The organism is Chitinophaga dinghuensis (genome assembly GCF_003259435.1).
Lineage (GTDB): Bacteria > Bacteroidota > Bacteroidia > Chitinophagales > Chitinophagaceae > Chitinophaga > Chitinophaga dinghuensis.
Genome location: NZ_QLMA01000004.1, coordinates 11,774 through 32,697, shown reverse-complemented (window position 1 = coordinate 32,697; position 20,924 = coordinate 11,774). Strand labels below are relative to the sequence as shown.

Genomic DNA, 20,924 nt, shown 5'->3' with positions numbered 1-20,924 from the left:
ATATAAACAGTCGTTTCTATGTTGATAGTTTTTGGTATCCTGATTATCCTGGCCTGTGTGTTACTGGGCTTTTTCGTTCTGATCCAGAACCCTAAAGGTGGCGGTTTATCCGGTTCTTTTGGAGGTATTGGTAATCAGGTGATTGGCGTACGTCAGACTACGGATGTGCTTGAAAAAGGTACCTGGGTACTGGCAGCAGTTATCGCTGTTCTCTGCCTTACAGCTCCTTTCTTTATCGGTGGTACTGGCGCTAAAGCTGGTTCCCAGACACTGGAAAAAACAGCTATTGAAAAGAGCGTTGGTAATCAGCCAATGACCCAGCCTGCTCCAGCTCCTGCTCAGCAAGCTCCACAAGGTCAGCCTAATACGCCTCCAGCTCCTTCCAAATAATATTATTCGAATAATATATTAGTAAACCTCGCCGTTAAAAGCGAGGTTTTTTGTTACCATTACTATCTATGGCAAAAAAGAAGCAATCCGCCGGAAAATCCACGCTCCTGAAAAGAAGTCTGCTCATCATCGGATGCCTCGCAGCAGGTGCGCTGGTCTATGTCAGTTACAGAGTATTCGGACCCAATACCCGCGCCTTCGGGGATAATAAATACTTCTATATTCACACCGGAAGCACTTACAATGATGTGGTAGATGGCCTCCAGCAACAAGGTATCATCCGCAATGCCGGGAGCTTTAACTGGTTAGCAAAGGAACTGGGCTACCCTTCCAAAGTGAAAGCCGGTAGGTATAAAATCACCCACGGAATGAGCAACTTCGACATCGTGAAAATGCTCCGCTCCGGGAAACAGTCCCCTGTTACCCTGGTGATCAATAAACTGCGTACCAAAGAAGACTTCGTACATAAAGTATCCACTAACCTGGAAGCTGATTCCACTACCCTCCGCGCCATGCTGAAAGATCAGGTATACCTGCGTCAGTTCGGCCTGGATACCAACACCGTGATGTGCGCAGTCGTACCCAATACCTACGAATTTTACTGGAATACCAGCGCCGATGCCGCTTTCAGGAAACTGGAAAAGGCCATGGATAATTTCTGGACAGATGAACGCAAGGCTAAAGCCAAAGCGCTCGGCCTGACACCAATACAGGTCACCATCCTGGCCTCTATTGTGGAAGAAGAAACGAATAAAAACGACGAAAAACCACTGGTATCCAGTGTTTACCTGAATCGGTACCGTAAAGGTATGCGCCTCCAGGCCGATCCTACCGTGAAATTTGCACTACAGGATTTCGGCCTGAAAAGAATCCGCGAAGGCCATACCCAATTCGATTCTCCCTATAATACCTACCGCTATGAAGGTCTGCCTCCCGGCCCTATCTGTACGCCGTCTGAAAAATCAATCACGGCAGTACTGAATACACCGGAAACAGATTATCTGTATTTTTGCGCCAGAGCTGATTTTTCCGGGTATCATGCATTCGCAGCCACTTATGCAGAACACCTTGAAAATGCCAGAAAATACCAGGCAGAACTCAATAAACGCGGATATTAATCATTACTGACTACAACATATATCATCTTGGCATTTAAACCTGAAAACTTAATATTCAGATCGAAACCTTACAGACAACTGGTAGAACGTACTAAAACATTGATCTTACCAGGGTTTGAAGGACTGCCATTGTATGATGTGCTGAAATATTTCGGACAGGAAGTTAAAAACCGTGGCCTGGGCGACCGCGCCCGCGCCATCTCTTTTAACTTCCTGTTGGCCATTCCTCCGTTCTTTATCTTCCTGTTTACATTGGTACCCTTTGTGCCGCTGAAGAATATCGAACCTACCCTGTATGACCTGGCCCAGGATCTCACCCCTAACTACAATACCTATATGATTGTAAGGGAAATGATCCATGACTTCCTTCATACGCACCGCAACGGATTATTGTCTGTCGCCTTCCTGATGGGATTTTTCTATTCCTCCAACGGCGTAATGGGTATACTCCGTTCCTTTAATAAAATGGAACGCTCCGGCTTCCATAAACGCAAATGGTGGCAGAACAGGCTCATTGCCTTACAACTGACCGGCCTTCTCGGTATCATTCTCCTGATTACTGTTGGTCTGATGATCGCACAGGGCGCCACCCTGCGCACCATCTTTAACTGGCTGAATATCACCAGTCCCTTCGTGAAAAATATCATCGATATTTCCCGCTGGATCATCATCATCATGTTGCTGTACTCCGTTAACTCGGTATTGTATCGCTTTGGTCCTGCTACTGCCAAAAAATGGCATTTCATCACGGCCGGCGCTACTGTGGCTACCTGTGGTATGATGCTCGTGACAATAGGATTCTCCTATTTTGTGAATAATTTCGGCAACTACAACAAAATCTATGGCTCTATCGGTACCATCCTGATCCTCATGCTCTGGGTGTTCTTTAACTCTTTCTTCCTCCTGGTAGGATTTGAACTGAACGCGAGTATCCGATATCTCAGCGAATTCCGAAAGGAAAACGCCAGCCGGACTCCCCAGCCAGTCCCTGCTACATGATAATTTTTCCGCTCCTAATCAAATATTGTTTTTTTAACAGATGTTTCCAGTAATTTTGGGGCTGTGTCTGTGACACGGAATGCCAACAACCAAATCCTGGAAAATGCAAATCTGTAAAGGGAAAAACCTGTTTGTAATACTTATTGCCATACTATTCACCTGTATATCTCCTATTGCTAAAGCCCAGCTGACAGCAGCTATCCGGCCATGCGGTACAAATGTAATGCTGGATAAATGGCGTACCAATCCACAATTTCTTTCCAGGGAGCAATTCCAGGACAAAGCGATACTTGCCCGGCAAAGAGCCGGATTTCGTGCTACCGGTACCGTTACCTTACCGGTAGTCGTGCATATCATCAATGAAAACCCAGCCAGCATCACCGATGCCGCCGTCATAAAAGCGATCAAAGATCTGAATGAAGCCTATTCCGCCACCGGTGCATTTACCGGAGGCAGAACCAATACAGGTATACAATTCTGTCTGGCCCAAACCGCCCCGGATGGGAGTATCTCCAGTGGCATTACCCGCGTGAAGTCCTATCTGACAGACTTCGACAACGATCTGGAAGGAGATAAAATCACCGCCCTCGGACGTTGGGACGGCAACCGCTATATCAATATCTGGGTAGTGACGGATATTAAATCGGAGTTCATGCAGTTGTTTGAATGCGGAGAATGGACGCGACTTAAAATGGGCGGATATGCCAGCGCAGGGGGAGACATCGTTGTAGCCGGCCTCGGCGTGGATCTCGTAGCCCACGAAATGGGCCATTATCTCAGCCTCCTGCATACCTTCGGCAATATGGATTGCAAGAATGATGATTGCACCGTAGATGGCGATAAAGTGTGCGACACGCCTCCGGAAAAAACCATTACCGGCGGCTACTCCTGCGCTGCGCCACAGAATTCCTGCAGTACAGACACCCTCTCTGGTTTTAGTGTAGACGTGCCGGATCTCCCGGATAATTTCATGGACTATGGCCAGGGCACCGGTTGTATCCTCGGATTTACCCAGGGTCAGGCAGACCGCATGCATAATTTTATCAATAGCAGTCTGCCCCTGATGATCAACAGTACTGTCTGCAATCCCCCTTGTATACCTACTGCTATCGCGGCTTTCACCCGTGATATCGATTACCCGCTGCAAGGCAATCTGATCACTTTCACCAATACCACTACTGGTACTGCCACCTTCCAATGGCTGGTAGACGACCTGCCTACAGCTACAACAACCGATCTTACACTAACTGTTACGGATAAACGTAATTATAAAATCACTTTACTGGCCAGCAACGGCGGCTGCACCTCCATCAGCACTGATGTGGTGGAAGTAGGCTGCGGTGTAGTAGCCAGATTCACGCCCGATAAGCGGAAAATAGCGTCCAAACAAGGAATAGAACTGGATAAAATTGTTTTCACTAATCGCTCCAGAAATGCAACCTCTTATCAGTGGCTGATGAGTAATGATCAAGGCATGGCAGAACAGGTGATCAGCACAGATGTAGATCTGACCTATACCTTCCTCGACCCGGGAATTTATAATATCCGCCTGATCGCTACAGACGGCGCTTGTACAGATGCTTCAGAAACCTTGCATGTTACGGTAGACGATCCTACGCCAGATGCAGTTCTTTACTTAACCAAAGCAGAATGTTTTCAGCAGAATCAACTGCGGGTGAGTTTATATGCGGCCAACAGAGGATATAAAACCATTCCTAAAGGAACCACGGTGGCCTTCTACGATAAAGATCCGCGACAGCCAGGAGCTAAGCTGCTGGGCGATTTATATCCACTCCCAGCAGATCTTCCTGGAAAGTGCAGCACACCTGTATTTACTACGGTGGCCAATGTGCAAATGGGCAACCTGGATTCGATCTTTGCAGTAATTAACGACAACGGCACCACGCTTCCGCTGGCATTACCGAATACCGATGTAGTGGAGTCTAACTACAATAATAATATCGCTGTTAAACGCAACTTCCGCTTTACGCCGGTGCTGGATATTACTGACCTGACCTTACAACCGCTTACCACAGCAGTATTAACAGCAGCAGGCAAAAATGGTACAATAACCACCGCTACCTGGACGCCAGTAGACGATCTTAGTTGCAGTAACTGTGTCTCCCCAACCTATACGGCTCCTTACCGCAAGGATACGGTGACTACCCGCCAAATCACGGCCTACTCACAACTCGGCTGTTATGACAGTGCCACGGCCACCATTCATATTCCTGTTGCGGATGATTATACAGTGCAAATTCAACATCTCATCTGTGCCAGCAACAACAGGCTGCACGTGGATTTCCAGCTATGCAACAATTTTATTGCCGGCAATATTCCACCAGGACTGATAGTACGTTTCTATGATGCTGATCCCGCACAACCAGGCGCCATGCAGCTAGGCACAGATTTTATCACCAGTTCCTATAGCGCCAACGCCTGCGAACACTATGAACATTTTATCGGTACACCCGCGAGTGGAAAGGTTTTCGCAACCGTGAACACCGGCGGCAAAATAGCCTATACCATTCAAAGTGGCCTGCTGGAAAGCGATTATACCAATAATGAACACGATACTGAATATACGCCGCCAGTACTCCAGGTTGTGCCGACTGATACAACGGTTTACCGTAAAGACAGGTTTGACCTTCGATTCAATACCACACTGGAAAAGCCTTACCAGTCAACATGGTCTACTGCGAAAACCTATAACATGACCTGCCCTACCTGCGATAATCCGATTGTAGAGATGAAAAACAGCGATGACATCAGGTTGCAGCTAACAAATAATTACGGTTGTACTTTGTATGATACCGCTCATATTAAAATCTTTGCGCCCGACTTTACTGTCGAATTAAAAGAAGCGCATTGTTACAAAGAAGGCGAAGTAGTGGTAGCATTTAATATCTGCATGCACAATGGCTATGACAGCGTAATGTCGAAGATTCCAGTTACATTTTATGATGATGGAACCGGCAAAAGACTGGGCAGCGTATTCTATACTACGGTAAGACAAGAAGGTAACTGTCACGTATACACGCACACTATTCCTGCCCCTGAAAAAGGGCATGGTATTCTTGCAGTGATCAACAGCGATGGCAGTACAGACGACAATGGAAATTACAAGGCCATCCTACCCGAAACAGCGGCGGATAATAATACAGGCAATGTTGGATATATTCCATTTAGTTTGCAATTATCGCCGGTAACTGCTAACTTATTACGTCCTGCACAGGTGCCGCTGCGCACGCAGGTACAAGGAGATGCTGCTACCTCCTGGACCTGGACGCCTTCAGAAGGCCTTTCCTGCAATAATTGTCCGAATCCTATAGCCACCGTTCGTTCCAGCATGAAATACCAGGTGACCATTACGAACAGCTACTATTGCACGGCTTCTGCAGATGCTACGATACTCACCTCCACCCTGCCCCGCAGTATCATGCCTACCGCTTTCTCGCCAAATGGAGACGGGAAAAATGATATTTTCTATGTCATCGGTTCCAGCGATATCCGGGTTGTAAAAAGCTTCACCATATTTAATCGTATGGGTAACAAGGTGTTCGAACGATTCAATATTCCGGCAAACGATAAATCTTTCGGTTGGGACGGGAAAATAAACGGCCATACCGGCAACCTGGACACTTATGTTTATATGGCATTATTGGAATATATGGATGGTACTTCAGAGCTGATTAAAGGGAGCTTCTTGTTATTACGCTAGTCATTGGCTGGATAAGATATTGGGCTGTTTTCCGCAAGTCGGGAAACAGCTAATTATTGGTTATCAGCTTGTAAAGTTGATTTAAGTGTTAGGATGTGAAAGGGATCGTTTTTTGACCTATCTTTCTGATGATTTATGTCACATTTAACCACTTTTTGTTGGACCTGAAAATAGTTTTTATGATTAAGTCCGCACTATATTTGTCTGTCTGTACCTTACTGTTTTCTTCATTCCTTCCTGCGAATGAAGCATCCCTCGAATTGGGCGCAACCATCCCTAAAGCCGACACGCGTCTCACCGATATTTCCGGTAAGGAAGTTTCTCTTAATGCCGCCAAAAGCAACGCTGGATTGCTGGTGATCTTTGTTGCCAATCAATGTCCTTACATGCTGCGCAATGAACAGCGGCTGCAAAGCATCTGTGAAACGGCCCATAATAACCGTGTAGGCGTAGTGATGATTAATTCAAATGAAGCAGGACGTAATGCCGGGGAATCGCTGGCTGCCATGAAGGAATATGCGGCACAGCGTAAACTGCCTTACTACTATCTCGTAGATCGCAATGCAGAAATGGCCGATGCATTTGATGCCAATCACACACCGGAATGTTTCCTCTTTGACAAAACCGGGAAACTCGTGTATAAAGGGGCCATTGATGATAGTCCGGGGAATGCGGAAGCGGTAAAAAACAAGTTACTGCACAATGCCATTACGGAAATGCTGGCAGGAAAAAATGTTGCCGTGGCTACTTCCAGCGCGCTGGGATGTAATATTAAACGTAAAATGTAGCTAAGATAATTTTCTTAAAAAAAGCCGCGACCTCTTAGAGATCGCGGCTTTTTCCTGTGTATATCTGGCCAAATTTATTGGCCTACAAAGAATACGGCGTTAGCAAAGAGCAGTTTACCATTTTCCCAGAAAGATCTGAACAATGGATTATCTGCCATTATCACAATACTACCGCGTCCACTGTCTTTCACACCGAATATCACTCCATCCTTCAAACGCTGCATGGTGGCTGTACCTACGAAACCGCTGAGGTAATTATCGCGTTTCATCACCCCTACATTCCAACCATCATCTTCGAAGAAATCATATAAACGGGCATCTTGTTTCAGCGTATAATATTTGCTGCTATAACCGAATGCCAGCGGATGAGTAGTGTCCATATCCACACGATAAATAGCGCCTGGAATAAACTGTTTCACGCTTTCTCTTTCACGATTGGCATATGCTTTCAATTCACTGTAGGCAGCTGTTTTACCTGGTTCCTGTTTACCTTCTTCTTTCTTCATGTGCACGCCCCATTCGAGCTCCGATAGTTGGGCTGCCGCATTTTCCATGGCAATCAGTTTACCACCTTTTTTCACCCAGTTCTTCAGTGTTTCAGCAGTAGCTTTATCATTCAGTGCAGCGTAGTCGCCATCTGGTAAAATCAATACATCCACATCCTGCCAATCTACCTCATTCACATTTCTTTCATTGACAATACTGATTGGATAATCCAGTTGCTGTTCAAAGAAGTGCCATACTTCGCCCAGGCCCAGAGAGGATACATTATCTCCTGCAAGCATCACTACTTTTGGCGCTTTGATAAAACGAATTTTATCGGAGCCGAAGTCGGTTCCTTTTTCTACGAAGCCGGTGCTGACTGCATCCAGGGAGATGCGGAATTTATTGGCTTGTGTGGTGACATAATTATCGAAGTCGGATAAATTAACGGTATTTCCATTACGGGTTATGATCAGCGTACCTGCTGGGAAATCCTTACCTGCTGCGGTGAACGGCGTTTCGCTGAAACGCACTTTTACATTTCGTTGCAGCAATGCGGAGAGGAAACGGGCATCGCGGATACTATTCCATTTTGCCAGGTAGGCATAGGGTTGCTGAGCAGCCAATACTTTATTATTCTTCACCTGCGGAGAGTCGGCTGCCGCGGTAAGCCCTGTTCTGACAGCATAAGACGGTAACCCATATGCATACGGTAATGCCCATGCGGTAATATCGTATGTTACAGAATCGCTTAAGTGAGACACGGGTTCAAACAATACCCGCAACATAGTAGAATGTGGCTGGTAGGCACTAATGACGAGGTCTTCTTTATCGATGCTAAAGTTTTCCGTTTTGCCGTTGAAGTAGTTAAATCCGCTGGCAGCGCCTACTGTAGCGCCATAACCGAAGCTGATATTGTTCTTGCGGAGCAGGTCTGCCAAGTTATTCAGCTTTTCTGTATTTCCGGCAGCTTTCACGACATAGCTTTTGTAAACGCCCTGTGGGTTTGTTTTAGCATCATGGAAGAAACGCGCGTATTCCTGGTTTATTTTCGCTGCATTGGTGGCTGCTACTTCAATGGTAGACAAACCGGTTGCAAAGTGGTGGGCGATACGGTCTGTAAGCGTGAGCGTATCTCCATCCTGCTTCAGTACTGCAACGCCGGCTCTTCCACTACCTCCCTGTTCGAAGGTCATACCCAGTGCGCCATTATACATGGGATAGGTATCGCCGTAACTGGGATAGAAAAGATCAAATCTTTCTTTGGTGAAGTATAACCAACCTTCGCGGTCAAAGTATTTAGCGTTGTTTTTTCCGATCATTACCTGGAGTTCCCGCTGCCAGGGTGTGATGGCATCATGGAAAGGTTCTGCGGCAGGCGCGAAATAATAAGGCGCATCGATTTCCTGTTCATGGAAATCTACGTGTACCTGCGGCATCCATTTGTTGTATCTGGCAAGGCGTTGCTGCGATTCTTGCTGCGACTGCCATGCCCAGTCCCGGTTCAGGTCAAAATAGTAGTGATTGGGTCGGCCGCCAGGCCATGGTTCATTATGCTCGCGGCTATAACGGTCCACATTAGGTTTCAGGCTCCTGTTAGCATTATAAAAATTCACATACCTGTCATGTCCGTCCGGATTGAGACAAGGGTCCATGATAACGACCACATTTTTAAGCCATTCCTGCGTTTGTGCATTACCGTTATTCGTCAGTTCGTACAGGGTTTTCATGGCTGCTTCTGTTGATACAGCCTCATTACCATGAACATTGTAACTGAGCCAGACAATCACCGGTTGATCTGCCGGCATATTGCCTTTGGCGGATGCAGCATCCAGACTGTTATTACGGATTTGCTCCAGGCGGGCGAAGTTCTCCGGGGAGGCTATCACTGCGGTAATCAGCGGGCGACCTTCATAGGTAGTGCCATACTGTTCGACTTTTACATTTTTCACACTGGCGGCTACCGCGCGGAAATACTCCGCTACGCGGTAAGAGGGCGTAAAGCGCGTTCCGAGCGTATACCCCAGAAAGGCATCCGGTGTAGGCGCCTGCGCCATGGCAGGCAGAAAGCCAACTATCGTGAGTGCCAGCAATATATATTTACGCATAGAAAAAGGAATAAATTATCCGGCAAAGTAGAGTAAATTTCCTGAAATTCGCTGGTAATACTAATTTAGTTAAAAGAGTTTTTTCCATGCGTTTTCTTTTAATATTTGGAGTAGCCATTGGCGGATTGCTGAGTGCATGCGCCCAACAACCGGGATATCAACTTCACCCTTACGACTATACCACCGAAAAAAATATTACTGTCCCTAATGGCGCAGTTGTTTCTGCCCATCCGCTGGCCAGTCAGGCTGGTGTGCTCATATTGCAGCAGGGAGGTAATGCCGTAGATGCTGCCATCGCCACACAGTTAGCATTGGCGGTAGTATACCCTGGCGCCGGAAATATCGGCGGTGGCGGATTCCTGGTAGCCCACCTGAAAAACGGTAAAAACATTACCATCGACTATCGTGAAACCGCTCCCGCAAAAGCGACCCGCGATATGTACCTGGACAGTGCAGGAAATCCCATTACACAGCTTAGCCTGGATGGACACCTCGCTGCCGGCGTACCTGGCACCATTGCTGGTTTATTTGCTTCGCATAAATATGGGAAGCTCCCCTTCAGCAAACTGATAGATCCCGCCATTCAACTGGCAGAAAAGGGATATGTCATCACTGCACAGGAAGCGAAAAATCTCAATGATACCAGGAATGAATTCCTGAAACTCAATACTGCCCCCACTGCATTTGTGAAAGATATTCCCTGGAAAGCTGGGGATACGCTGGTACAGCCAGAACTGGCGCACACCCTTCGCCTCGTGCAAGAAAAAGGTATGGCAGGTTTTTATGAAGGTGAAACAGCAGATAAAATCGTAGCGGAAATGCAGCGTGGCCACGGGATCATGACACTGGCCGATCTGAAAAACTATACCGCTAAAGAAAGAACTGCGCTCACTTTTCAGTATAAAGGAAAAACAATTGTAACCATGCCCCTGCCCTCTTCCGGCGGTATATGTTTACAACAAATGATGATGATGGTGGAAAACTACCCCATCGGAAAATGGGGCTTTCAATCGCCCGAAGCCATGCAACTGATGGTGGAGGTAGAGAGACGCGCGTACGCCGACAGGGCTGAGTTTCTCGGCGATCCGGATTTTGTAAAAGTACCGGTAAGCAAACTGTTACAACCTGCTTATCTGAAACAAAGAATGGCAGATTATCAACCAGGGAAAGCAGGCAACAGCGATCAGACCAAAGCCGGACTGATCAAAGAAAGCGAACAAACAACCCATTTGAGCATTATGGATAAAGAAGGAAATGCAGTAGCAGTTACCACTACCCTCAACGGCCACTACGGTTCCCGTACGGTAGTTGGTAAAGCAGGTTTCCTCCTGAATAATGAGATGGATGATTTTAGCGTAAAACCAGGCGTACCTAATATGTACGGCCTCGTAGGCACCGAAGCCAATGCCATTGCGCCAGGCAAAAGGATGCTCTCCAGCATGACGCCTACGATCGTTTTACAAAACAATACGCCGATATATTCCCTGGGAACTCCAGGCGGCTCCACGATCATCACCTCCGTTTTTCAAACGCTGTTAAATTCACTGGAATTCGGCCTTTCTCCGGAAGATGCTGTGAATAAACCAAAATTCCATCACCAATGGCTCCCGGATGTGGTATACGTGGAAACGGGCTTCAATGAAGCCAGCATTCAAGCACTGGAAGCGATGGGATACAAAGTGGTAAAAAGAGGCCCTATCGGCAGAACAGAACTGATCCGTAAAAACCTCAGCTCCAAAAAACTGGAGGCAGCAGCAGACAAACGTGGCGACGACAGCGCCGCAGGTTATTAATCTAAAAACTAATTATATTATGTCATTAGCATCTGTATATCTGACCAGCGTTCAACAACGCTTTCTCACTTACAAAGAACTGGGTGGCAAAACCATTTCCCGCCTGAATGCAGAACAACTGCACTGGCAGCCGGAAGGAGAACCCAACAGCATTACCCACATCGTGAAACATTTGCGTGGTAATATGCTCTCCCGCTGGACAGACTTCCTCACCACTGACGGAGAGAAACCCAATCGCCACCGCGACGAGGAATTCGAAAACGATACCCTGAGTAAAGAAGCCATTCAGGCACTCTGGGAAGAAGGTTGGAAATGTTTAATGGATACCCTGGCCTCACTTACGCCAGAAGACCTGGAAAAGACAGTACTCATCCGCAACGAACCACACAGTGTAGTGGACGCTATCAACCGCCAGCTGGCACATATTCCCTACCATGTGGGACAGATAGTTTATCTTGGTAAGATGATACTGAAAGACCAATGGGATAGCCTCTCTATTCCAAAAGGTCAGTCTGAAGCCTTCAATAAAGCAAAATTCGGTTCCCGATAATATGAAAACAATCAGTTTATTACGTGTAGTCTTTCCAGTTATATTCGCTGCCATCGCTTTGCAGGCATGCAATACCGGAAAGACAAACGAACTCCTCCTGCATAAAAAATGGCGGGTGTATGATGTAAAGGTGCCCAAAGGAGATCCTTACAATCTGACCCAGATCACACAGGCGCGCGACTTAAAGGATGGCTATTACAGCAATGTATACTACCAGTTCCTGGATAACAATGTATTCGTTGCTACGATCGATAACAAACCGGATTCCGGCAAATACCAGTTGCTCAGCAACGGTAAGGTTATTTCTGTCACCGCTTCCAATGGGGATCGCAATGCAGAAAACCTCGTAACAGTAGACCGGTTGGATGATGATCACTTCGATATGAAAGTAGTATCAGGCGATTATCATTTTATCCTCTGCACGAAAAAGGACTAGTCGTCTTCATAAATAATTCCTATGCTTCACACCGATCTCACCCCTGGCAGAACGGTAGTCATTGATGGGAGAAGCTGCCTCTTTTTTTCCGGCTTCTCCTATCTGGGATTACATCAGCACCCTGTTTTCAAATCCGCTCTCACAGAGGGTATCCAGCAATATGGCTCTTTATTCCCCGCATCCCGCGTTAGCAACATACGTTTAAGCATATACGAAGAAATGGAACATGCCCTGGCCACCATGATGGACCAGCAGGCAGCCGTACTTTTTTCTTCCGGTTATTTATCTGGCCAGGCAGCCATTCATTACGCCGCCAACTGCGGCCAGCTGCTCTATGCGCCAGGTACGCATCCGGCGATATGGCATGATCTCCCTGCATTGCCAACAGAAGACCGTAGGGAATGGGAAGCACAAACCATTGAAAAAGTAAACAGTCACCCGGATCATACTTTTGTAATTGTGTCAGACACGGTTCATCCCATTGCAGGCGTTGTATTCAACTTCGACTGGCTGCAACAACTGAACCGGCAGGTATTGGTTGTTTTGGATGATTCGCATGGTTTCGGCATATTGGGGCCGGATGGAAAAGGCAGTATCCATGCTGTGCCAGGCACTGATTATGTACGTTACCTGGTCACCAGCTCGCTGGCGAAGGCTTACAGTACGGAAGGCGGCGTGATCACCGGTACTGCTGCGGATATTGCTGCATTGAAGCGTACGCCCTACTTTACAGCAAGCACCCCGCTGATGCCAGCCAATGCCTTCGCATGGCTGCAATCCGGGGCACTGATCCAACAGCAACTACAGCACCTGAAATTGAATATGCAAACCACCCGACACCTGTTGGAAGGCGTTCCCTGTCAGCAGCATCCGGATCTCCCGATATTCATATTCCCACAATACGATCACAGCCCTTCACTGGCGGATTATCTGGCAGAAAGAGATCTCATTATTTCCAGTTTTCCGTATCCACTGCCACATCATGCGCCAGTACACAGAGCGATCATTTCGGCACTGCATTTGCCGAAGGACTTACAAATATTACGTCAGTTTTTAATTGAATTCTATCAACGTCATTCTTAGTCCATGAAAAAAATCTTACTCTTTACCCTTGTCCTTTTTACCACATTGGGCAGCCAGGCACAGGAATCTTCCCTCTTGTGGAAAATATCCGGTAAGGGCCTCAAACAGCCATCCTGGTTATATGGCACCTATCACTTGCTTTGTAAGGATGAAATCAATATTTCTCCTGCAGCCAAACAAGCCTTTGCCAATGCCTCCACACTATACCTGGAGATGAATATGGCAGATCCTAAGTTTGCAGCAAACATGCAGCAGATGCTGGCGCCCAAACCAGAAAACGATCTCCGCAAAGCAATGTCTGCCAGCGACTTCCAGGTGTTCTCTACTTACATCCGCGACTCCTTCCATATGGATGCAACACAGCTGATTCATTTCAAACCTCTGGTGCTCATCAGTCTCCTGATGGTACATCATATGTCCTGCCCGCCAACAGGCGTAGAACAGGAATTTATCGAGATGGCGAAGGCCGCGAATAAGCCAGTAGCCGGATTGGAAAGTCTGGAAACACAACTCAAAATATTTGATATCATCCCAGACAGTATTCAAATGGCTGACATTATAAAAGATATCAAAGATCCGGAAGCAGCGCGTATCAGGGATGAACAAACGAAGAAATACTATGCCAGTGGCGACGTGGATAAGATCTTTGACTATGCACTCGGCGAGTCCTCTTTTGCAGATTATGCAACGATATTATTATACAATCGTAATAAAAACTGGATTCCTGTAATTGCGGACGCAGCGTCCAAAGGCAGTACCTTCTTTGCATTTGGTGCAGGACACCTGGGTGGAGAAGAAGGCGTAATAAAACTTTTACGTAAACAAGGCTACACTGTAGAACCGGTGAAATAAAAACATATTTGCAGGGAGATGAACTGGTCATCTCCCTTGCAAATATTTATTCTCACCATTTACCTTGTCTTTCTAAGTACCTTCGGTAGCTTGATGTTAACCATATATGTACCGGGTACGAGTAAACGAAATGCAAACCGCGGATTTACACTATAGACCTGATCATTGGTAGGCGCGGTTCCCGGATCAATTGTTACAAACTGACTAGGGATTCGATAATACATCAGATAACCATATCCCGGCACCTCCTTCATTGGGAATGGCGTTACCTCATAATCACATATCATCGTCGTATCCGTGTATTGTACCGGATGGAAACGGGCATAACTCTCAAACAACGGCCTGTCGCCACGCTGAATCAACTCGCCAGCCTTCGGATTAAAAGGGTTTCCGGCTTTATCTGTAATTCTTACAATCACCCGATAACCATCATCAGAGACTTTGGAACAGGTCATGGTAGGAGATCCCATATCGCCGCTGGTGGTGGTATTGTCTTTAAACCATGCACAACCCTTTCCCTGATCCTGGAACTGTTCCAGATACAATTGAATCGTAGAGATGTTCTTGAAAGTCTTAGTACCTCTTTCATTGGAGACACTGATATCAAAAGTGTAATTCCCGTCAGGAATATTCAATGTGCCTTCATTGAGGGTTAATTGCCCCGATTTTTCCATGAGCTGAATAGGCAATACTCTTTGCTTCGTACGTTTCTTATTCAGCAGTTCCACGGTGGTATCTGTATCCGGATTAAACAGTTCATTGAATACCCAGATATTCTGCGAATCAGCGAACTGTGTGGCGATCTTACCTGTGGCCAGATCCCTTATTTCCAGCAGTTTTACACTGAGCGGATAACTGGAACCATCTGCCTGGAATGAACGCCAGTCGGCAGAATAGTAGGTTCCTTTAGGTACGCGGAAGGTGTCGTCTACATAACGAATTTCATCACTGATATAACCTGGCGTTACCTTGGTGCAGCCGGAAAATGCGGCTATCAGCAACAGGAACAGCGATATATATTTACAAATTTTCATAGTGAACTATTTAGGAAGTTTGGCAAAAGTGAGAATGTGATAGTTACTCATTACATGCAATACCCCATTATTGGTGATAATACCAGAGGTTTGAATGATGGACGTCTCATCTTTCTGACTATCCGGAATCAGTTTCAGACTATCCAGGTTATCCGGATCTCTTGTGCCATAGATTTTGGTCAGGAACAGGTATTTGGGAAGATCTGTAAAATTAGTACCTCCAACATTTACAGATGGATCTTCAATGGAACGCACCAGTCGCTGTTCCCCATCCATAGCAGTGATCATTTTGCCATTCTTATCTAATGAGTCCAGCACAATTCTTCCAGGGAAAATATAGGCCCGGATAGAATCCCGCAGGGAATTCAGATCTAAGTCATTGAAGTTTACAACCAGGTTTTCATCATTTTGCTGGATGCGCTTTCTTTCCTGCACAATCTGTTTCACATAGTTATTGAAACAATAATTCGTAGGTGCGAAGAAGGTCGTATTATTCGCATTGATTTCGTCTTTCATACCCAGTTTGTCGATCACAATTAACAGGGTATCAAACAGCCGATTGGTATGCAAGTATTCGTAGGTAGTGCCGTTATATTTTGGGTTATGCAGACTGCCTCCCACAATGTAATTATCTTTCTTGCAAGCCTGTAGCAGGATAATAGATAATGCTAGCAGGCAGGTATATTGAATCAACTTTTTCATACATAATTTTTTTCAGGTGGATGACTATAATCTACCGCTCCAGTAAGGTGTTTGCTTCATATAAGGGTTATCCTTGAAGAGATCCCTGTTGATAGGCCAGTACTGACGTCCGTAATTAGCGCTTCCTTTCTCCAGTGCGCCATCAAATACATCATTGAATTCTGCCAGCATATCATTGCGTATCAGGTCATAGTACATATGTCCTTCCGCATAGAGTTCTCTTATTTCTTCATATACCAGGAATTCCAGGAAATCATCGCCAGTTATATCCGGATCACTTGGCGTAGTACCGGCTCTGGCACGGATTCTATCCACCAGTATACGTGCGCCTGCTTCATTTCCTGTTTTGTATAGCGCTTCTGCGCGCAGTAACATGATATCGGATAAACGGAAGATGATGATATTGTTGGAGAAACGGGGATTCTTCTTTACCTCGCCATCTTTATAAATCACATTCGCGTATTTCTTCAGCATAGGATGATCTCCGCGCACCTGATAGTACCATGATTTATAGCGGAGATCAGTGGTATCATCGCCGTAGATATCATAAATTTTATTGAGGGTTTCTGTTTCCAAAGTCCACGGAACGTTCTCTCCACTTGCGATGCGCGTAGCCAGGAAAGGACTGTACAGCGTACGTTCTCCGATGCCTTGTTGTGCGCCTTCGTTCTGATCGTAGTTAATACTGATTTCAAAAATGCTCTCTGAAGTACGACCGATAGAGATACGTTGGAACTGAGCAGAATCCGTAATAAAGGCCAGGTTGAACTGACCAGGATTATTGACGATATCTCTGGTCATTTCTTCGCATTTCTGGTAGTTGCCCATCCAGGCGTAGATATGCGCTTCCAATGCGAGCACTGTAGCAAGACTTGCACGAATTCCTTTATCAGAAGGAGATTCTGTTACTGACGGAATCAGCGTTTTAGCTTGTTCCAGGTCTGCGATACATTGTGCCAGTACTTTGGCTTGTGCTTCCCTACCATATTGTTTTGCCTCCGTTACGTCTTCAACGGCAGCAGTTACCAGGGGTACGTCTCCCCATACTCTTGAAATATAGAAATAAGTAAACGCTCTCAGGTACAGCGCTTCTCCCAGGAAATAATTCTTACGATCTGCCAGTTTGAAATTTTTCGAATCCATCGTGGGCAGTCGTTTGATCAGAAGATTGGTTTGTGCAATCACCTTGTAGAACTTCGTCCAGTCCTGTAAATTATCTATATAGCCGTAATATACCCCGTCATAAGAGCCGGCAATCAGCTGCTGAATGGCATAATCGGAGTTATAGGTGATATGGAAAGCTTTAGAAGGCACATCGCCGTACACATAGTAGCGGTTGTTATCCGTGAGGGCGTCACGCAGCAACGCATAGGCGCCCAATGTGGCTGCCAGCGCATCGTTTTCACTCTGCCAGTAGACGTTGCTACTCGGCGTTTCCTTAGGACTAAGCTCCAGTACCTGTTTGCAGGAAACCTGGCAAAGGGCGATGAGCAATATATATAGAATGATCCTTTTCATGTCTGGTTGTTTAAATGGTTAAAATCCGAAATCAAGACCCAGCGTAAATTTCCGAGGAATAGGATAACCATCTCCATCATATACGCCATAAGCATTTACAGCTTCCACATCTGGTACGTTGGAACGTTGAATAGTGAACACATTATCCATTACGCCGTATATGCGTAAACGTGATACCTTCAGTCTCTTCAGCACATTAGGGCCAAAGCTGTAGTTCAGGCTCAGGTTTTTCAGTCGGCAGTAGCTACCATCTTCAATATACATAGAGCTTTTATCCAGCCAGGTATAGTGGTAGTCGCGGTTAGAAGAAACGAGGGAAAGCGAAGGAATATCTGCGTGATCGCCTTGTTTTTTCCAGAAGTTAACTTTTGTCAGATCAAAGAGGGCGCCTTGTGCCAGTTTCCATTCTCCGCCGTCGCCGCTGGCATCAAAGAGGTTGGCATAACGACGAAGCATATACGAATTCAGGATCTGACGACCTACGGTGAATGTAAAGAAGAAGCCTACAGTAAAGCCTTTATAGCTGATAGCGTTATTCAGACCTCCGGTTACTTTAGGGTTGGGATCTCCACCCACAATCTGGTCCATTGGTTCTTTAATGTAGTAGTTGCCCACCTGGTCAATCAGGATAGGATCTCCGCCTTTGTAATCCGTGCCCACAAAGTTTTGCAGTGGTTTACCTGTCAGTTTGTTGAATGGTACGTCTGAGTCGGATGCATACACGCCTCCGTATTGGAATACGAACATCTGGTTGGCCGGTTTACCTACAGTGAGCAGGTAATCGAACCCATATGCGCCACCGTTATAAGGTATGATAAGGCTACGTCCGCCATTGGGGAGACTCGTAATTACGTTCTTGTTGTAGGAGATGTTGAAATCTGTAAACCATTGCACCTTACTGGTAGGCGCGAGGTTGCGGGTATTGATCATCAGTTCCAGACCGGAGTTGCGGATACCGATCGCATTTGTTTTAGCGAGATCATAGCCGCTGTATACCGGCAGTTTGTATTCAAAAAATCCTCTGCTGGTACCGCGGGAATAAGCGTCCATCGTCACTTTGATACGATCTTTCAGCAGAGAGGCTTCCAATCCGATATTGCTTTGGATACTTTGTTCCCAGGAGAGATTACGCTGCGCGATACCGTTATGGTAGTTAGGAGTAATCACCGAACCGCCGTTATAGGTAGACACGGTGTCTGTGAAATTCGCATTGTTCACTGCGTACGTGTTGTATCCCAGGTAGTTTTCTTCCGGCTGCGAACCGGTAATACCCCAGCTACCGCGGATTTTCAGCATATTTAACCAGTTGGCAGTACCTTTCATAAAAGGTTCGTCACTGAGTATCCAGCCTGCAGAAACGGATGGGAAATAACCCCAGCGATTATGCGCTCCGAATTTCGAAGATGCGTCTGCATTGAATACACCGGAGAGCAGGTATCTGCCTTTAAAATCATAGTTCATACGTACGAAAAGGCTCTGAAGGCCGCTTTCCTGGAATCCGGAGCTGGCGCTGCTGAAGCTTTTATTCGCCACTGTTACCACATTCACATAGTCGTTTGCGATGAAATCCGCTGCCGCGTAGGTATTGCGATAGGAATTATACTCCAGGTTCTGCCCGCCAATCATATTGAAGGTATGCTGTCCTAGCTTCTTCGTGTATTCGAGGGTGTTATATACCGTAAAGTGTTCTGATTTATCAGCAAAGGAAGACGCGTAGCCGTAGCCGTTAGAGCGCACCACCGCAGGTACGTAGTAGTTCCTGCTGGAATTGGAGGTCTCGTAGGAAACGGTGGTATTAAAATTCAGGTTAGGTCGGATACTATAATTGAAGATCGTACTCAGCTGCATACTGTTGTTGATATTCTTATCTGTATTCTGACCGTTGCCGATCAGGAACTGTTTGCCGGCATCTGTGAGTTTATAGAAAGAAGTAGGCAGCTCGTAGCTGTTGAAGGCAAAGTTACCGCCAGTACGGTCTTTCAGAGAACGTGGCCTGTCGGTACGATATATTTTGATGATAGTGCTGTTCGTCAGTTTGGGAGTGATCTGGGAACTGATATTAGCGAGTACGCTATATCTTTTAAAGCCGGTATTTTTCAGGATACCTTCTTCGCGGTAGTGACCCAGACTGATGCGGTAATTCACCGCTTCGCTACCACCAGACATAGACACATCATAGTTGTTGATCTTACCTGTCTGATAGAAGAGCGACTGCCAGTCGGTTGCATTATTAAAGGCCGGATTAAGGCTGTCTGTCAGCATCTGAGGGAGATATTTATTATCAGCCCATTGATTGTAGAGGCCCAGCACCCAGAGTTTTTGTCTTCTTTCTTCTGCCCCTGTAACCAGTTCGGTCAGTTTACGTTGCTGGGAATATCCCATGTACGTGCTGAAGTTGAACTGGGGTTTACCAATTTTTGCTTTTCTTGTTTTAACGATGATAACGCCGTTGGAACCTCTGGAGCCATAGATAGCCGCCGCAGAAGCATCTTTCAGTACGTCGATGGATTCGATATCGTTGGGGTTGAGGCCTGCCAGCATATTGGTACCAGTACCCTGACCGTAGGAGAGAACGCTGATATCGTCTGTAGATGCGGGTACCCCATCGATTACGTAGAGCGGAGAGCTTAAAGCGCGGGCTTCATCGTAGCCGCGGAGCACAGAGCTGTTTCCTCTTACCACCACAGTATTACGTACGCCTGGTTCTCCGGAGGAGTTCTGAACGTTCACACCTGTTACGCGGCCCTGGAGGAGCATGTCGAAGCTGGGTGCGGGTAAGTCTTTGATCGCATCCCCTTTCACACTGGAGATGGAAGCCGTGTTTTTTCTGCGGGATACTTCCTGGTAACCGATGACTACCACATCTTTCAGGGATTTGGCATCTGGCGCCATGCTTACCTGAAAATTGGTTTTATCTCCTACTTTCAGTTCTTTGGGCGCGTAGCCTACGAAAGTAACGACGAGTATATTTCCGGCGCCTTTCAGGGTGAGGGAGAAGGTTCCGTTAGGCGTGGTGGTGGTACCGTTCTGGGTACCTTTCTCCAGGATAGTAGCCCCTGGAATAGGCTGACCGTTTTCGTCCCTGACGGTTCCGGTCACCTTCACCTGCTGTGCATAGATGCTCAACGAGCAACATAGCAGGATTAGCAAGTACAAAATTTTCTTTGACATAGATGTTGGTTTGTGGTGAGAATTGGCGGATACCTTATAGGCATGGAATCCCCATTACCAGCGGTTATCCGTGGTCTGAACTTTCTCTTTTTGAGAAAGAAGGGTAAATGGAGGCAAGGCTTCCGGCGTTCAGGTAAGGGCATGACAGTGCCTGCCACAGTAGCATAACTGCGGTTTA

The 20,924-nt window shown here is 46.4% G+C and carries 15 protein-coding genes; 10 read left to right on the top strand and 5 right to left on the bottom strand.

Translation table 11 applies throughout. The annotated features are described in order from the left end of the window. Positions 1–18: 18 nt before the first annotated feature. From secG to CLV59_RS12370, 5 genes are all read left to right on the top strand, one after another. Positions 19–390, top strand: coding sequence for a preprotein translocase subunit SecG (secG, locus tag CLV59_RS12390; protein ID WP_111592365.1), 372 nt, complete (start codon positions 19–21; stop codon positions 388–390). Positions 391–458: 68 nt separating this feature from the next. Then, the gene (gene mltG, locus CLV59_RS12385) at positions 459–1,508 is read left to right on the top strand and encodes an endolytic transglycosylase MltG (RefSeq protein ID WP_111592364.1); all 1,050 of its coding nucleotides are present in this window, start codon (positions 459–461) and stop codon (positions 1,506–1,508) included. 27 nt (positions 1,509–1,535) lie between these two features. Next, entirely contained in the window at positions 1,536–2,507 is a 972-nt protein-coding gene (locus tag CLV59_RS12380) for a YihY/virulence factor BrkB family protein (protein ID WP_170137725.1), read from the top strand. 103 nt (positions 2,508–2,610) lie between these two features. Further along, positions 2,611–6,228, top strand: coding sequence for a M43 family zinc metalloprotease (locus CLV59_RS12375; protein WP_170137724.1), 3,618 nt, complete (start codon positions 2,611–2,613; stop codon positions 6,226–6,228). A 179-nt stretch (positions 6,229–6,407) separates the two neighbouring features. Next, positions 6,408–7,016, top strand: coding sequence for a redoxin family protein (locus tag CLV59_RS12370; RefSeq protein ID WP_111592361.1), 609 nt, complete (start codon positions 6,408–6,410; stop codon positions 7,014–7,016). A 74-nt stretch (positions 7,017–7,090) separates the two neighbouring features. On the opposite strand, the gene CLV59_RS12365 is transcribed toward CLV59_RS12370, so the two are convergent. Then, entirely contained in the window at positions 7,091–9,607 is a 2,517-nt protein-coding gene (locus tag CLV59_RS12365) for a M14 family metallopeptidase (protein ID WP_111592360.1), read from the bottom strand. An 86-nt stretch (positions 9,608–9,693) separates the two neighbouring features. On the opposite strand from CLV59_RS12365, the gene ggt reads away from it, so the two are divergent. From ggt to CLV59_RS12340, 5 genes are read left to right on the top strand one after another with little or no spacing between them, the layout of a single operon-like run. Further along, a complete protein-coding gene (gene ggt, locus CLV59_RS12360; protein ID WP_111592359.1) occupies positions 9,694–11,400 on the top strand; it encodes a gamma-glutamyltransferase in 1,707 nt (568 codons plus the stop codon). A 19-nt stretch (positions 11,401–11,419) separates the two neighbouring features. Continuing rightward, complete coding sequence (locus tag CLV59_RS12355) at positions 11,420–11,950, top strand: DUF1572 family protein (RefSeq protein ID WP_111592358.1); 531 nt, start codon at positions 11,420–11,422, stop codon at positions 11,948–11,950. Position 11,951: 1 nt separating this feature from the next. Then, the gene (locus CLV59_RS12350; RefSeq protein ID WP_111592357.1) at positions 11,952–12,386 is read left to right on the top strand and encodes a hypothetical protein; all 435 of its coding nucleotides are present in this window, start codon (positions 11,952–11,954) and stop codon (positions 12,384–12,386) included. Positions 12,387–12,407: 21 nt separating this feature from the next. Next, entirely contained in the window at positions 12,408–13,469 is a 1,062-nt protein-coding gene (locus CLV59_RS12345; RefSeq protein WP_111592356.1) for an aminotransferase class I/II-fold pyridoxal phosphate-dependent enzyme, read from the top strand. Positions 13,470–13,472: 3 nt separating this feature from the next. After that, on the top strand, positions 13,473–14,321 hold the full coding sequence (locus tag CLV59_RS12340) for a TraB/GumN family protein (RefSeq protein WP_111592355.1): 849 nt from the start codon (positions 13,473–13,475) through the stop codon (positions 14,319–14,321). Between the two features lie 59 nt (positions 14,322–14,380). On the opposite strand, the gene CLV59_RS12335 is transcribed toward CLV59_RS12340, so the two are convergent. From CLV59_RS12335 to CLV59_RS12320, 4 genes are read right to left on the bottom strand one after another with little or no spacing between them, the layout of a single operon-like run. Beyond that, on the bottom strand, positions 14,381–15,355 hold the full coding sequence (locus CLV59_RS12335) for a DUF5007 domain-containing protein (protein ID WP_111592354.1): 975 nt from the start codon (positions 15,353–15,355) through the stop codon (positions 14,381–14,383). Positions 15,356–15,361: 6 nt separating this feature from the next. Next, the gene (locus CLV59_RS12330) at positions 15,362–16,057 is read right to left on the bottom strand and encodes a fasciclin domain-containing protein (protein WP_111592353.1); all 696 of its coding nucleotides are present in this window, start codon (positions 16,055–16,057) and stop codon (positions 15,362–15,364) included. A gap of 24 nt (positions 16,058–16,081) precedes the next feature. Beyond that, the gene (locus CLV59_RS12325; protein ID WP_111592352.1) at positions 16,082–17,575 is read right to left on the bottom strand and encodes a RagB/SusD family nutrient uptake outer membrane protein; all 1,494 of its coding nucleotides are present in this window, start codon (positions 17,573–17,575) and stop codon (positions 16,082–16,084) included. Positions 17,576–17,593: 18 nt separating this feature from the next. Then, on the bottom strand, positions 17,594–20,746 hold the full coding sequence (locus CLV59_RS12320) for a SusC/RagA family TonB-linked outer membrane protein (protein ID WP_111592351.1): 3,153 nt from the start codon (positions 20,744–20,746) through the stop codon (positions 17,594–17,596). Positions 20,747–20,924: the final 178 nt, after the last annotated feature.

Coding starts and splice junctions, on each gene's coding strand:
- secG (WP_111592365.1), top strand. CDS start 19: ATGTTGATAGTTTTTGGTATCCTGATTATCCTGGCCTGTGTGTTACTG.
- mltG (WP_111592364.1), top strand. CDS start 459: ATGGCAAAAAAGAAGCAATCCGCCGGAAAATCCACGCTCCTGAAAAGA.
- CLV59_RS12375 (WP_170137724.1), top strand. CDS start 2,611: ATGCAAATCTGTAAAGGGAAAAACCTGTTTGTAATACTTATTGCCATA.
- CLV59_RS12370 (WP_111592361.1), top strand. CDS start 6,408: ATGATTAAGTCCGCACTATATTTGTCTGTCTGTACCTTACTGTTTTCT.
- CLV59_RS12365 (WP_111592360.1), bottom strand. CDS start 9,607: ATGCGTAAATATATATTGCTGGCACTCACGATAGTTGGCTTTCTGCCT.
- ggt (WP_111592359.1), top strand. CDS start 9,694: ATGCGTTTTCTTTTAATATTTGGAGTAGCCATTGGCGGATTGCTGAGT.
- CLV59_RS12355 (WP_111592358.1), top strand. CDS start 11,420: ATGTCATTAGCATCTGTATATCTGACCAGCGTTCAACAACGCTTTCTC.
- CLV59_RS12350 (WP_111592357.1), top strand. CDS start 11,952: ATGAAAACAATCAGTTTATTACGTGTAGTCTTTCCAGTTATATTCGCT.
- CLV59_RS12345 (WP_111592356.1), top strand. CDS start 12,408: ATGCTTCACACCGATCTCACCCCTGGCAGAACGGTAGTCATTGATGGG.
- CLV59_RS12340 (WP_111592355.1), top strand. CDS start 13,473: ATGAAAAAAATCTTACTCTTTACCCTTGTCCTTTTTACCACATTGGGC.
- CLV59_RS12335 (WP_111592354.1), bottom strand. CDS start 15,355: ATGAAAATTTGTAAATATATATCGCTGTTCCTGTTGCTGATAGCCGCA.
- CLV59_RS12330 (WP_111592353.1), bottom strand. CDS start 16,057: ATGAAAAAGTTGATTCAATATACCTGCCTGCTAGCATTATCTATTATC.
- CLV59_RS12325 (WP_111592352.1), bottom strand. CDS start 17,575: ATGAAAAGGATCATTCTATATATATTGCTCATCGCCCTTTGCCAGGTT.
- CLV59_RS12320 (WP_111592351.1), bottom strand. CDS start 20,746: ATGTCAAAGAAAATTTTGTACTTGCTAATCCTGCTATGTTGCTCGTTG.